Annotated in this window: 13 protein-coding genes; 9 read left to right on the plus strand and 4 right to left on the minus strand. The window is 55.9% G+C overall.

What is annotated here, in order from left to right:
• Window positions 1-114: 114 nt before the first annotated feature.
• From EXR70_22260 to EXR70_22270, 3 genes are read right to left on the minus strand one after another with little or no spacing between them, the layout of a single operon-like run.
• Window positions 115-393, minus strand: a complete 279-nt coding sequence (locus EXR70_22260; GenBank protein ID MSP41219.1) for a hypothetical protein — start codon at window positions 391-393, stop codon at window positions 115-117.
• Entirely contained in the window at window positions 390-650 is a 261-nt protein-coding gene (locus EXR70_22265; protein MSP41220.1) for a hypothetical protein, read from the minus strand. Before EXR70_22265 ends, EXR70_22260 begins: the two co-directional genes overlap by 4 nt.
• Window positions 635-2,032 (minus strand): cysteine--tRNA ligase, encoded by a 1,398-nt coding sequence (locus tag EXR70_22270; protein MSP41221.1) that lies wholly within the window; start codon window positions 2,030-2,032, stop codon window positions 635-637. The genes EXR70_22265 and EXR70_22270 overlap by 16 nt, the downstream gene beginning before the upstream one ends.
• Window positions 2,033-2,131: 99 nt before the next feature.
• Between EXR70_22270 and EXR70_22275 the strand changes: the two genes are divergently transcribed.
• The 6 genes from EXR70_22275 (at window position 2,132) to EXR70_22300 (ending at window position 9,479) form a co-directional block, all read left to right on the plus strand.
• The gene (locus EXR70_22275; protein ID MSP41222.1) at window positions 2,132-3,790 is read left to right on the plus strand and encodes a UbiD family decarboxylase; all 1,659 of its coding nucleotides are present in this window, start codon (window positions 2,132-2,134) and stop codon (window positions 3,788-3,790) included.
• Between the two features lie 3 nt (window positions 3,791-3,793).
• Entirely contained in the window at window positions 3,794-4,351 is a 558-nt protein-coding gene (locus tag EXR70_22280) for a (2Fe-2S)-binding protein (GenBank protein ID MSP41223.1), read from the plus strand.
• A gap of 115 nt (window positions 4,352-4,466) precedes the next feature.
• The gene (locus EXR70_22285) at window positions 4,467-6,752 is read left to right on the plus strand and encodes a xanthine dehydrogenase family protein molybdopterin-binding subunit (GenBank protein ID MSP41224.1); all 2,286 of its coding nucleotides are present in this window, start codon (window positions 4,467-4,469) and stop codon (window positions 6,750-6,752) included.
• Between the two features lie 154 nt (window positions 6,753-6,906).
• Window positions 6,907-7,770, plus strand: coding sequence for a xanthine dehydrogenase family protein subunit M (locus tag EXR70_22290; GenBank protein ID MSP41225.1), 864 nt, complete (start codon window positions 6,907-6,909; stop codon window positions 7,768-7,770).
• Between the two features lie 35 nt (window positions 7,771-7,805).
• Window positions 7,806-8,618 carry a hypothetical protein gene (locus EXR70_22295; GenBank protein MSP41226.1) on the plus strand — a complete coding sequence of 271 codons (813 nt, stop codon included), beginning with the start codon at window positions 7,806-7,808 and terminating at the stop codon, window positions 8,616-8,618.
• A gap of 153 nt (window positions 8,619-8,771) precedes the next feature.
• Window positions 8,772-9,479, plus strand: coding sequence for a hypothetical protein (locus EXR70_22300; GenBank protein MSP41227.1), 708 nt, complete (start codon window positions 8,772-8,774; stop codon window positions 9,477-9,479).
• A gap of 13 nt (window positions 9,480-9,492) precedes the next feature.
• Here EXR70_22300 and EXR70_22305 read toward each other — a convergent pair whose 3' ends face one another.
• Entirely contained in the window at window positions 9,493-10,524 is a 1,032-nt protein-coding gene (locus tag EXR70_22305; GenBank protein MSP41228.1) for an ABC transporter substrate-binding protein, read from the minus strand.
• Window positions 10,525-10,850: 326 nt separating this feature from the next.
• Between EXR70_22305 and EXR70_22310 the strand changes: the two genes are divergently transcribed.
• From EXR70_22310 to EXR70_22320, 3 genes are all read left to right on the plus strand, one after another.
• Entirely contained in the window at window positions 10,851-11,495 is a 645-nt protein-coding gene (locus EXR70_22310) for a glutathione S-transferase family protein (GenBank protein ID MSP41229.1), read from the plus strand.
• A 45-nt stretch (window positions 11,496-11,540) separates the two neighbouring features.
• A complete protein-coding gene (locus tag EXR70_22315) occupies window positions 11,541-12,476 on the plus strand; it encodes a hypothetical protein (GenBank protein MSP41230.1) in 936 nt (311 codons plus the stop codon).
• Window positions 12,477-13,062: 586 nt separating this feature from the next.
• On the plus strand, window positions 13,063-13,329 hold the full coding sequence (locus EXR70_22320) for a hypothetical protein (protein MSP41231.1): 267 nt from the start codon (window positions 13,063-13,065) through the stop codon (window positions 13,327-13,329).
• Window positions 13,330-13,895: the final 566 nt, after the last annotated feature.

Genomic DNA, 13,895 nt, shown 5'->3' on the forward strand with positions numbered 1-13,895 from the left:
GCCAACCGAAGGAGAACCCAACACCAAAATCTAAATCGACGTGCCAGCTCAACAATAAACCCCAGGGGCTTCAAAGCCCTTTTCTCTTAACCTGACTGGTACACTATTGCGCCGCTATCTGGCACATTTTCTCTCCGCCATTGACACATAGTACTGCGGCACTTTGCGATCGTCGGTGAGCTTCAGTTGCTCGCGCAGGATTTGATAGAGATGCTCGCCGGCTTTGACCCGATAGAGATTAGTCGTGCCTTTACCAGGCTGAGGTCGTTCCGCCGCGGCGCTCGCTGGCGCGCCTCGGGCCAACAGTTCTGAGCGCAAAGGAATAAAAACTTTATCGCCGATGCGCAAGGTGTCGATATTTTTGATCTGTGGGTTGAGGCCGCGAATAATCACAACGTAGGCACTAAATTGTTTTCCCGAGAGCCTTTCCCTTCAACCAAGATACGCCACAGGGAATCGCCCGGACCGATTTGTCGATCCTCGCCTTCCACTGCCTTACCTTGGAACAATCGGGTGTTGACCGACTTGCGCAGAGCGATTTCAGGCGGCGTACTCTCCTGGCCGCCGGCCGGCGAAGCAACATTCACCAACAGCGAACAGGCAGCACTCGATAAAAGCCGCAATAAGCTGCGCGTCATTTTACTTTCCATACGGCTCCTCCCGGCGTGTCTTCAATGATGACGCCGCTCGCCGCCAGTTGGTTGCGAATGGAATCGGCCTCGGCCCAATTTTTCGCTTTGCGCGCCAGCTCCCGTTCGGCGATGCGCATTTCGATCTGCTCCCGGCTCACCGTTGCTTTTCTAAGCCAGCGTTCCTTCTTGCGCTCGAAGTAGCCATCTTGCAACAGACCGAGGCCGTCGCATATGGCACGCAGCGCCGCCAGGCGTGGCTCCAGGCCGCGGCTCTTATTCTCGTCGAGTAAACGATTGAGCGTGCGCACTTCGTCAAAGATCAACGCCAGCGCCCGCGGCGTGTTGAAGTCATCGTCCATTTCTTGGCGAAACGCCTCGATGATCGACGCTTCCGGCGGCGCGCTAGTTTTTACCGCCCGGCCGGCACGCTCGATGGTGTCGTAAATTCGATCCGTCGCACTGCCCGCTTCTTCGAGTCCGTCTTGGGAAAAATCCATCGGGCTGCGATAATGGCTCGATAAAAAATAATGGCGCAAGGCCGCGGCGTCGAAATTTTCCAGGATCTCGTGGATGGTGAAAAAATTCCCCAGCGACTTGGACATCTTTTCTTGATTGATATTGAGAAAGCCGTTGTGAATCCAATAGCGCGCCAACCTTTCGCCGCTGGCGCCTTCGGACTGGGCGATCTCGTTTTCATGGTGCGGAAAAATCAGATCGCGCCCGCCGCCGTGAATATCGAAGGGCTGGCCCAAATATTTCGTGCTCATGGCCGAGCACTCGATATGCCAGCCGGGCCGGCCCGAACCCCAAGGACTGTCCCATGTCGGCTCCCCGGGCTTACTCGATTTCCACAAAGCGAAATCGAGCGGCGAACGTTTGCGCACATCGACTTCCACCCGCGCACCGGCTTCCAGCTCGTCGATTTTTTTGCCCGACAGTTTGCCGTAAGAAGCGAACCCCGCGACGGCGTAAAAAACATCGCCATCGATATTGTACGCCAGCCCCTTGGCTTCTAACTGTTGAATGATCGCGATGATCTCGCCGATATGTTGGGTCGCGCGCGGCTCGACGGTAGGCGGCAATAAACCCAACATCGCGCCGTCGCGGTTGAACTCGGCAATGTAGCGATCGGTGATCGCCGTGCAGCTCACGCCTTCTTGGTTGGCGCGCTTGATGATCTTGTCATCGACATCGGTAAAGTTGCGCGCGTAGGTGACATCGTAACCGGAATATTTTAAATAGCGGCAGATTACGTCGAAGGTGAGCAAAAAGCGGCAATGACCCATGTGGGCGGAATCGTAAACCGTCACGCCGCACACATACATGCGCACTTTGCCCGGAGTGAGCGGCGTAAAGATTTCTTTTTCGCCGCTCAAAGTATTGAGAATTTTTAGCGCCATGGGAACGGAATGTCATCTTACGGCAGGATTTGGTTTTTGCAAGTGAATCCCGTCCCATTCACTTGATTCGGATGGCAAAACAGCATAGATCAAAAGCCTATGAATTTCGCCAAGCCTTACCAAGATCTCAGAGAATTTATCGCCGCTCTCGACGATCAGCAAAAACTCTATCGCATCGCTAAGGAAATCAACAAGGACAGCGAACTCCAACCGCTGGTGCGCTGGCAATATCGCGGCGGCATCGCCGAATCAGCTCGGCGCGGATTTTTATTTGAAAATGTCGTCGACGGCAAAAAGCATAAGTACAACTGCCGAGTCCTGGTCGGCGGCCTGTCGGGCTCAGAGGCGATTTACAGCTTGGGCATGAAGTGCCAGCCGGAAGAAGTTCCGGACCGTTGGATTCACGCGCTGGATAATTTAATCCCGCCGGTCATGGTCGACGGCGGCCCGGCCCAAGAAGAAGTTCACATGGGCGCCGAACTGCTCGCCCATGGTGGGATTAACGAATTCGCGATTCCGATTTCCACTCCAGGTTTCGATAACGGTCCCTACATCACCGCCGGCCACTGGATCACCAAAGATCCCGAAACCGGGCAGCGCAACGTCGGCAACTACCGCGGTCTGATCAAGGGACCCGATTGCGCCGGCCTCATGACCGGCACACCGCAGGATTTGTCGAATCAGTGGGAAAAATGCCGGCGCATGGGCAAGCCGTTGGAAGTCGCAATCGTTGTCGGCACCATCCCGGTGGTTTCCTACGCCGCGACGCAAAAAGTTCCGCCCGATGTCGACGAGCTGGCATTAGCCGGCGGTCTCCAGGGCGCGCCGGTGCAGCTGATTAAATGCAAGACCATCGACATTGAAGTGCCGGCGACTTCGGAAATCGTCTTGGAGGGAATTATCCCGACCAAGTACATGGAAGAAGAAGGTCCCTATGGCGAGTCCATGGGCTACATCGATCCGCGCACGCTAAGTTTAATGTTCGAACTAAAATGCGTCACGCACCGGAAAAATCCCATCTGGGTGTCGATCATCAGCCAAGTGACGCCGAGCGAAAGCTCCAAGATCAAAGCGATGGGCATGTCCACGCTGATTAAGCGTTACTTGATCAAGAAAGGCTTCGACAGCGTGCACGATGTTCACTTGATCGAGCCGTTAGTTAACCTGCGTCCCTATGTCGCCGTCAGCCTTAAGAAACGCAACGATGAAGAGCCGGGGCAAGTGATGCAAGCAATTTTGGATTACGGCGACCGGGTCGGCAAGATGGTGGTTGCCTGCGACGAAGACATCAACATCAAAGATCCGGTCGCGGTCACCTGGGCTATCACGCATCGCTCGCAACCGCACAAAGATTTTAAAATTATTGCGGACCGACCGTTCGGCGCCACGCCCATCGGCATGGTCTGCACTCATCCGTCGAGCCGCTACGACAACTGCGAGTCATCGGTACTGATCGACGCCACGCGCAAAGCCGACTTTCCGCCGTTGTCACTGCCGAAAAAAGAATTCATGGTGCGCGCCAAAGAACTGTGGGAAGAGTTGGGCTTGCCGAATTTGGAACCGCAGGAGCCTTGGCATGGTTATCTGATGGGTTATTGGCCCGACGATTTGTCCGAGGAAGCCGATTTAGCGGCCAAGAGCGAACATGAAAAAGTCTGGGAACGGTTACGCCAAACCCGCGTCGAAGTCGGCGAAGGCGACACCATGAAGACGATGCGCGCGCGCTGGGGCAAAACCCACTCTGGCCGGTCTGTATAAATCATGAAAAAACAGCTGACTCTCAACGTCAACGGCCAAGACTATGAAGTCGAAGTCGAAGCCAACCGCTTGCTGTTGCAAGTGCTGCGCGACACTCTTGATCTCACCGGCACCAAGGAAGGTTGCAGCATCGGCGTGTGCGGCGCGTGCAGCGTGATCCTGGACGGACGGTTGGTGAGTTCATGCCTGACATTAGCGGCGGGCTGCGAAGGCAAGCCGATCGAAACCATTGAAGGTTTGGCGAAGGATGGCAAGCTCCATCCGCTTCAGCAGGCGTTCATTGAATATGGCGGCTTCCAGTGCGGCATCTGCACGCCGGGACAGATCATGGCGGCGAAGTCATTACTCGACGAAAATCCCAAACCCAGCGAAGAGGAAGTCAAAGAATGGATGTCGGGAAACCTCTGCCGCTGCACCGGTTACTACAAAATACTCGAATCGGTGATGGCCGTGGTCAATGGTAAGACAGATCCGGATTATCAGTTTCGTAAACGCGAAACGACGGCGAAGATTCAGAGCTTGGATGTTTACAAAGCAATAGCAAAAACGACTTCGGATTAAGAGATATCTCGCAAAGGCGCAAAGACGCCAAGTTAAGTCTAAGAATTTATTCTTCTCTTTGCGAGCTTAGCGTCTTTGCGAGAGATATTCCGAGAGTATTACGAGCCGATCAACCATGTCTAAATCAGAAAAATTCTCCGTCGTCGGCAAACGCGTTCAGCGCGTCGAAGGGTTCGACAAAGTCACTGGCGATTCGAAATTCATCGCCGACATTCATTTACCCGGTATGCTGACGGGCCGAATCCTGCGCAGCCCCTACCCTCACGCGCGCATTCGCAGCATCGATATCAGCAAAGCGGAGAAACTGCGCGGCGTGCGCGCCGTGGTCACCGCCGAAGACACCATCAAGCGGCCATGGGGCGCGTTCTTCGCCGATCAGTACATTCTCTCCGTCGGAAAAACTCGTTACGTCGGCGAAGAAGTCGCCGCCGTCGCCGCCATCGATCCCGACATCGCCGAAGAAGCGTTAGACTTGATTGAAGTCGATTGGGATCCGTTGCCCGGCGTGTTTGACGCCGAAGAAGCGATGCAAGACGGCGCTCCATTAGTCCACGACGACAAGCCCAATAATATCGCGATGCATTTGGATCTGGAGCGCGGCAACATCGCTCAGGCCTTCGCCGATTCGGATATCATCGTCGAGGATACTTTCACCAGCATGCCGCAGTGGCACTGTGCCATCGAGACCATCGGCAGCGTGGCCGAGTATGCGCCCAGTGGCAAATACACGATCTACATGAACACCCAGACCTTGTTCAATGCGCGTTATCGCATCGCCACGGCACTCGGCGTGCCTGAGACCGACGTGCGGGTCATTCAAAGCGCCGTCGGCGGCGGCTTTGGCGGCAAGTCCTGCGACGATAACAACGCGCTGGTCTGCGCCGTGCTGGCGCGCAAGGCCGGCAAACCGGTACGGGTCATCAATACCCGTGAAGAAGAATTTCTCGCCGGCTGCCGGCCGCGCGTGTTCATGAAGATCAACGTTAAACTCGGCTTCAAAAAAGACGGCCGCATCCGCGCCAAAGAATTAAAGATCATCGCCGACAATGGCGCCTACTCGGCCAAAGCGCCGGCGATCACCGGCGTCGCCGCCATGCGTCATGACACCTGCTACAAATATTCCGACGTGAAGCTTGAAGCCAAACTGATCTACACGAACAAGATTCCCACCGGCGCCTTTCGCGGCTTCGGCAATCCCTCGGCGGAGTGGGCGGTGGAGCAAGCCATCGACTTGGGCGCCCACGCGCTGGGCATCGATCCATTGGAGATCGCCCGGATCAACGCCGCCGAAACCGGCTACGTTTCACCGCATGGCAATCGCGTCACCAGCTGCGAACTAAAGCAGTGCCTCGACATGGCCGAGAAGATGATCGACTGGAAGACCAAGCGCGCCAACAAAGCGCCCAACACCGGCTTGGGCTTGGCTTGCACGGTTCATGTCAGCGGCAAGCGCCACTTTGGCGACTACGATGGCAGCTCGGCGACGATAAAAATCAACGAAGACGGCAAGGCGTTGATTCTCAGCGGCGAAGGCGAATGCGGCCAGGGCGTGCACACCGCGATGTGCCAAATCGCCGCCGAAGAGTTGGGCGTGCGCGTCGAGGATGTGGAAATTTCCCGCGCCGACACCGATCTCACGACATTCTGTTTAGGCGCGTTTGCTAGTCGACTAACTTACGTCAGCGGCAACGCGGTCAAGAACGCCGCGACCAACGTCAAAGCGCAGCTCTTCGAGCAAGCCGGCGAAATGTTGGAAGCCAACGCGGCGGATTTAATTTCGCGCGACGGCAGAATTTTCGTCAAAGGCGCCGATGGCAAATCGGTCACCGTCGCCGACGTCGCCCGCGCCAGACTATTTCGCCACAATGGCGCGCCGATCGTCGGCTCCGGCAGTTTCGACGCCGACTCGGTACTGCCAGACGGCACGCGCTTTGGCAACGAATCCGGCGCGTACAATTACGGCGTGCAAGCCGCGCAGGTTCACGTCGATCCGCTTACTGGCCAAGTCAAAGTTTTGCAGATGGTCGTCGCCTCGGACTGCGGCACGGTGATCTATCCAATCGGTGCCGAAGGCCAGGTTGAAGGCGGTTTGGCTCAAGGCATCGGCTACGCGCTGACTGAAGGATTGCAGTTCGACGAAGGCCGGCCGCTCAATCCCAATTTTTCCGATTACCGTATCCCGTCCATGCGCGACATGCCGCCGCTGCAACACGCCTTCGCAGACTCCTACGAACCAACAGGGCCGTTCGGAGCGAAAGGCTTGGGCGAGCTCAACATGGATCCGACGGCAGCCGTGATCAACAACGCGATCTTCGATGCCGTCGGCGTGCGCGTGAAAACTCTGCCGATCACGCCGGAGAAAATTCTGCGGGCACTAAAAGAAAAACAGAACAGCAAGTAAGCGGCAAATGAGCCATGAAAGCGAAAAACTTTTACACCACGAAGCGCACGAAGGACACGAAGGGTTTTGGGAAACCATATTCTCGTTCCGAACTTCGTGCTCTTCGTGTCCTTCGTGGTGAGAATCTCTTTTCGACCTAAGCGCGGATACACGCATGATAAGATTCGACTACCAAGAACCGACGACGCTGAAAAAAGTCTTCGCCATGATGGAAAAACATGGCGAAGAGGGCCGGGTCATGGCTGGCGGGACATCGCTCCTGATCATGATGCGCCAGCGTTTACTCACGCCCAAGGTCGTGATCAGCCTGAACCGAGTCCCCAAGTTCGACAAGATCAGCTACAGCGCCAAAGACGGCTTGCGCATCGGCGCCGGCGCGCGCCATCGTGACATCGAGTTATCGAAGGCCGTGCGGCAGCACTATCCCCTGCTCCATGAGACTTTTCGCAAAGTCGCCCAGCCACGGATTCGCAACATGGGCACCGTAGGTGGCAACCTAGCTGCGGGCGATCCGCTCACCGATCCCGGCGCCAGCTTGATCGCACTCGATGCCCAAGTGACGTTAACCAGCAGCAATGGTCAAAGAACCTTGCCGCTGGATGAGTTCTTCATCGACTATTATCAAACCGCCATAGAGCCCGGAGAACTGTTAACCCAGATCCACGTCCCACCGCCGACCCGGCCCGCCTGGGCGCATATCAAGTTCACGCCGCGCAGCGTTGAAGATTTCGCCACCGTCGGCGTGGCGATTACTCTGAATGTAATAGACGGAATCTGTGAAGACGTACGTTTAGGTCTAAATTCCGTCTCCTCAACGATTGTTCACGCCAAGAAAGCCGAAGCGGTTTTGCGCGGCAAAACGATCACCGACGACTTACTCAGAGAAATGGGCGAGGTCGCCGCTAGCGAATGCGATCCCACCGACGACAATCGCGGCTCCGCCGAGTACAAGCGCGAGCTGGTTAAAGTTCTGGTGCCGCGCGCGGCTCAAGAAGCTCGGCAACGGCTCGGTCGATAATCTCTCCCCTTGAACGTGCCGGTGTTAGACCGTCCATGCTGACGAAAAACATCTTACCTGTCATCGTCAGCGGAGTTGCGATTCTCGTGCTCGCGGCGGGTCTCTTCACTCACAGCGCCACCAACGCCAGCGCAGCGGAATCGCTTCGTCTCGGCTTCTCCGGCGCCACCGCGACTCAGTTGGCCGGCACGCTCGCGGTCGAGCAGAAGTTGTTCGAGCTTTACGGCGTCAACGTCGAATTCATCCAGGCGGCGGGCACGACCATGATTCGCGCTCTCGATGCCGGGAGCCTGGATGTCGCGATTGTCGGCGGCGGCCAGGCTTTGAGTGCTTATCTCAAAGGCGTGGAGGTACGCATCATCGGCGGTCTGGTAAACACCGTTCCCTATCAACTTTGGGCCAAGCCGGAGATCGCCCAGCTAAAAGATCTCAAAGGCAAGTTGACCGCCAACACGCCGCCGGGCACCTCGCTCAACTTGGCCGCCGCGGTTTTGCTGCAGCGCGCGGGTCTCGATCCGCTGCGCGATGTGAAGCTGATCGCCTTCGGCCGATTGGGGCTGGTCGCTCAGTCGCTGTTCACCGGCGTGGTCGATGCCGCGCTGTTATCGCCGCCGGAAACCATCGCTCGGCACATGCGGCTCACCGATCCGGAAACGATCGAAGAAGTTTATCAACGCGCAATAGGGCTCTACGAGCGACTGCCATGGGTGCCCAAAGATGCGTTCGAAACGGTTGTCCAGCTGTCGCCGTCGCAGTCCAATCGCAATCCGTTCGGCGTATTGGATATGAGTTTGCTCGAGCGTATCGACAAAGAAGGATTTGTGCGCACGCTTTACGCGACCAAGTAAAACACTTTAGGAGGTTACCATGGCAGATATTCGTGGCGTTGGAAAAAAATCACCTACAGCGAGGACAATCCGATCAGCAATGAAATCGAAGCGCTGCGCAAGAGCCGCGACAACATCAAGCGCGCGCCCAAAGACGATGAAGAGCGCGAGCGTTTGGCGCGCTGGCTCGCCCATCGCGGCCGCGATGAACTCGAAGTGACCGTCGGCACGGCGTGCTACGCCATGGCCCACTTCGAGATGGATGCCGAGTGGCGCTATCATCTCGGCGAACATATCGGCACCGAGGCCGGCCACGGCTGGGGTTATATTCGCCAAGCCAATTCCATCGACTCGCGCCGCAACCACGCGCTGCCCGACCCGGAATTCGAGCGCCAATACGGCTTGACGCCGCGCACCGAGCACCACCAAATCATGAAGCGCGATTTTTTGAGCTACATTTTTTCCGGCAACCTGTGGCCCTACGGCCATGTGACCGCGGCGAGCATTCAAAGCATTCAGATCACCACGCCCAAGCTGCTCGACTTCGAAGAGCGTGTGGTACACGCCGAAGAGCGCACCCATCACGACGCGATCTTGCAGAAAATCCACGACTACGTCTGGGAGCAGATCGAGATTTGGGGCGAAGCGCCGATTCGCAAACGCATCGGCGAGATCGAAAGGCAAGCGCTCAACAGCCGCCCGCGCACGGTTTTCGATCCGCCGCGTCGCGACTTCCTGCGCAAATATTTTAACGTGCCGGTGGAAAACGTGCGCAAATTTCCCGCCTGGCGCGAATATCTTTATCTCAACGTCTTGGGTTTCCCGCCCGAACCGGTTTACATCGAGAATTGGCCGGCGGAAATTCCCCAGCCCAAGGCGTGATGACGAGACGACTTTAGCGAAACAATCCCTTCTGCTCCAAGCGCCGCACGATGCGATCGTCGATGATCTCTTCGGGCCGCAGGTTGCGAATCTTTTCGTTGCTCATGCCGAGCAATCGAATCGTATTGCGCACGCCTTCGACCGTCGGATAAATCTTGCGTTCGAAATGCGGCTTGACGCTTTCGTATCCCTCGGCGCTGTCCTCCGGTTTGGCCAGGCGCAGTCCTTTTGACAAGATGCGCAACACCGAAGCTTTATTCGCCGGGTCCTGGATAAAGGCGATGGCTTCGACGATGGCGGTCAAAAGTTTTTCCATCGTCTCGGGATTTTGATTGAGGTAACTGCGCCGGGTAAAAACCGTGACTCCCTGGTACGGAACCCCCAGATCCGGCAGGTCGGCGAGCACCCGAGCGCCCTGCTTCTTCAACGGCCCCACCAGTGAGTAGACGGAAATCTGGGTCGCATCGATGGTGCCGTTGGTAATCGCCTGGGCGCGCACCGCGTCGCTGCCGATGACGCGGATAGTAATATTGTCGCGTTTGACGTCGAGCTTCCAATGTTCCAGCGCGAGCATGGTAAACACCCAATTGCCGCCGCCGATGCTGGTCACGCCGATGGTCTTGCCCTTGAGATCGGCCGGGCTGTTGATGTTAGGGCCGGTGACGATGACGCCGGTCAATTTATTGATCAGCCCGGCAACGAAAACCAGATCCAATCCGCCGGCCATGGCACCGAGGATCGCCCCCGACGCCGAACCGGTGTTGACCTGGGAGTCACCGTGAGCCATGGCTGCCAGCGAAACCGGCCCGCTCGGCATGTAGACCAATTCGACATCGAGTCCCTGCCTGCGGAAAAATCCCTGATCGCGAGCAACCATGAGCACACCCTCGCGCTCACTCAGGCTGGCATAGCTGATGACGATCTTATTCGGCGCCGTCGCGGCGCGGCTGGAAAATAACGGGATCGCGAAGGCGAGCCATGTCAGCGCGGTGCGAAGAAATAATCGGGCGGCGAGATGCCCGTCGAATCGGCGGATGAAAACCATCAGGGTATCCTTTCAATCGTGGCTACAGTCGCCATGAGCGACAAAATCAATTCGCCGCATCCTATCAGCTACCGAGCAATCGGCAAACACAATATCGCGGGCTGGTGTGCTGTTACAGGTTTGGGAATTTTGTTTTTAACAGCAAGTCGACAGCGAGTCCCGGCGCTGTAATCGCACCACGCTACTGCGTCGTGCGCTGTCGGTCTTGTTAGATTGCAAGACCTGAGCTCGCCTCGTTATCCTTGCCGCTCTTGGATCGATTGAACTTGCCGCAGAGTGGTACTAGATTCGCAATCGGTCAATCGAACTAATCTAAGGAGACGTCTATGGAAATCGCTCTTTACTACGCCCCCAACACCTGCGCGCTCGCGCCCTATGTCACACTGACCGAAGCGGGCGCCGATTTCGAGGCGCGGCCGCTCAATTTTGGCAAGCGGCAGCATTTCTCGCCCGAGTATCTGAAGATCAACCCGAAACATAAGGTACCTTCGTTAGTGGTCGACAGCAGGATACTGACCGAGAACGTCGCCATCCATCAATGGATCCATCGGAACTTCCCTACCGCCAAGATCCTGCCCGCCGATCCATGGGACGAGGTGAAAGCGATCTCGCTGCTGGCCTGGTGTTCCAGCGGCATCCACCCATTTCTTAGCCGGATCAACAACCCGCCCAAAGTCTGCGACGCCACGGGCGCGTCCGCCAGCGTGATCAAGTTCGCCACCGAAGGTCTGTTCGAGAACTTTCGGATCGCCGACGATTTACTGACTGGGCGTGAATACTTCTTCGACCATTTCACCGCCCCGGACGCGCATTTCTTTTGGTGTGTCCGCCGCGCCACCCAATTGGAGGTGGACATCTCAAGCTTCCCCAATGTCGTGGCGCATTTCAAGCGCATGCAGGAGCGCGCGAGCGTCCAGAAACTGCTGGCTTACGAGAAAGAAGTGAATGAAGGATTTGCTCGGCAGGCATAGGCGATACGCATTTCATCGAGCAGGTCAGCAGGAGTGTGATGTTCTATGGACACCGTAAGAGTCGCCTATCGCGACGATGATCGGACGCCGGTTATCTACTGCATCAAAGAGATCGGCGCGAAACATTATGGCATCGACATTGAGGTTTTGAAGATCAAAGATTACGGCGGGTTCGAAGCTTCGCTGTTCAACGATTCAGCCGATGTCTTGATCGACCACGTGGAATTTCTTTACGCCGAAGCAACCAAAGGAAAAAAAATCACTTTCTTCTGCGCGCCGCGAATCGTCCGCGGTTTGGATTTGATGGTGCCCAAGCACGTCGAAAACGTGAGCCAATTCACTGGCAAGAATATGGCGGTCAGGGATTCGGGCCGGCCTCATGCCGTGACGCTCTGGCTGCGAATGATGGGACTGGAGGGCAAAGTCGGGGTGCCGATCTTCAAGGATACGGACGTGGGCAGATGGGGGCAGTGGAAGAAAGTCGTGAGCGGAGAGTGCATCGCTTGCTTTATGGATCCGCTGTATCAAGCGAAACCCCTGGAAGCCGGGTTGAAAGTTTTCCCGGTTCCCGAGCTGGAAGTCATTAGCCATTACGCCCAAGCCTGTACCGCCGAGTTCGCGCGCAAAAACTCTGCCGTGCTAAAAAATTACGTCAAGGCGGTCGTTTATGGGATTTGCTGGATGAAGTTTCGCAAGCAGGAAGCCATGAAAGTGGTCACCGGCGAGCCCATGCAGCGGATGAAAATTACCGATGTGCACGAGATGGAGAAACATTTTGACGCGATTGTTGGGAAGCTGCAGATCAAACCGTATCCGACGCCGCAAGCCCTGACCGCCACCTACGAGATTGCTTGCGAGGAATATGGCGTCCAGGGCCTAAATCCAATGGCTCTCTGGGATATGCATTGGGTTAAGGAGCTTGACGACGAAGGTTTCATCGATGGGTTGATTCGGAGTATGGCCTCACCGGAGAGCGCTTGATTTACTTTTTGTCAAACGATGACACCAACCGGTGCTTGAGGAGCAAACCATGCAGCCGCCGCGCGAGAAATCTGGCCGGGGGATGGGAGCCGGACCTGATTGATGGGGTATAAACGGCGTGCGTGCCGCACTCGAACTGAAGGAAACGCGCTATCGAAACTTTCTTAAAGCTGCCATGGGCTGACGACGAAAAGCGAAAAATCCTGTGGGATAATTGCGCTTCCTACTATGGATTTCCTTTGGCGATGTAGGTTGGATCTGAAATAACCGGCAAACGGCAAAGCCGAATTCGGATTTAAGCGGCGCACGCCCCAACAGGTGCATCTCACCTACGCGACCCGTGACGAGCTTTTCTAATCCCATATTCCGTCACCCGGAACTCGTAGCCAACGATCGTCACGTGCGCCGAACTCGTCGATAAAGAAAACCTCCTCGCCGGCACCGTTTGCGGTAGGACTTCAGATTCAAGACGCGACCCCAAATCCTCCGACGCGATTCCACGTTAGCTGCTTGTTTGACAAAATGAAATCGATCGATGTAAAGGGTGTGTAATTGATGAGAGGCGATTGGCTAACTAAATGCTGCCGTGCATCGAGATATCTTGGTCCACGGCCACCCCGGCACCGGCGAAATCGCCTGCGTCCCGCCCATGGCGTGCATCGCCAACGCGATCTACAATGCCACCGGCGTGCGGGTAACCAAGCTGCCGCTGAGTCCTGAGAATGTGTTGCGAGCGTTGAAGGAGGCGGGAAAGCGTAGCGGAATATCCATTCGTTTAGTACAAACACTCGTGCCGAACGAATGTCAACATAGGAACGCCAGGCTTATGATTCACAAAGACTCAGGCAAATGAGCATTATCCACGTCAATCAAATTAAGAATCAAGTTTCGAAGCTCTTCGCCGGGCTAGGAGTTCACTAAAGATGTTGTCATACTGCTCCGATTGCGGGAAAAATGTGAGTGTAGACGCCGTTTGTTGTTCACATTGCGGCAAGCCACGAACAAAACAATCCGAAATAATTCGCGGTGAGAGCTAAGATGTTATCTATTACAATGCTGTCCGTACTACGATTCAAGGTCTAGATAATCTTCGTATTCACACTGTGGTTGCCGGGCTTACATTCCAGTTAGGGTTGCTCGGAGCCGCTGCAACATCGTGGCGAAACATACCGAGTGTAATTCTTCTTGGAACGTGGGTGCCAATATCAGATTTCGTAGCGCTTGCGTTTTCAATGGTAGCAGTTGTTATAGGTTATCCATTTCTGACTAAAGGGCACCTCTTAAAACTCGGTTGTGAAGTTGTTGTTAGTCTTTGCACAAGATTTGTCTTCACAAAATAAGCCGATGCACGTCCCGAGGCGGCAATCGATCTATTCTGACGCTCAGTTTGGCTGGCTTGCGTTCGTTTTGCGGCATTTT

This window comes from Deltaproteobacteria bacterium, from assembly GCA_009692615.1.
GTDB lineage: Bacteria > Desulfobacterota > Binatia > UBA9968 > UBA9968 > DP-20.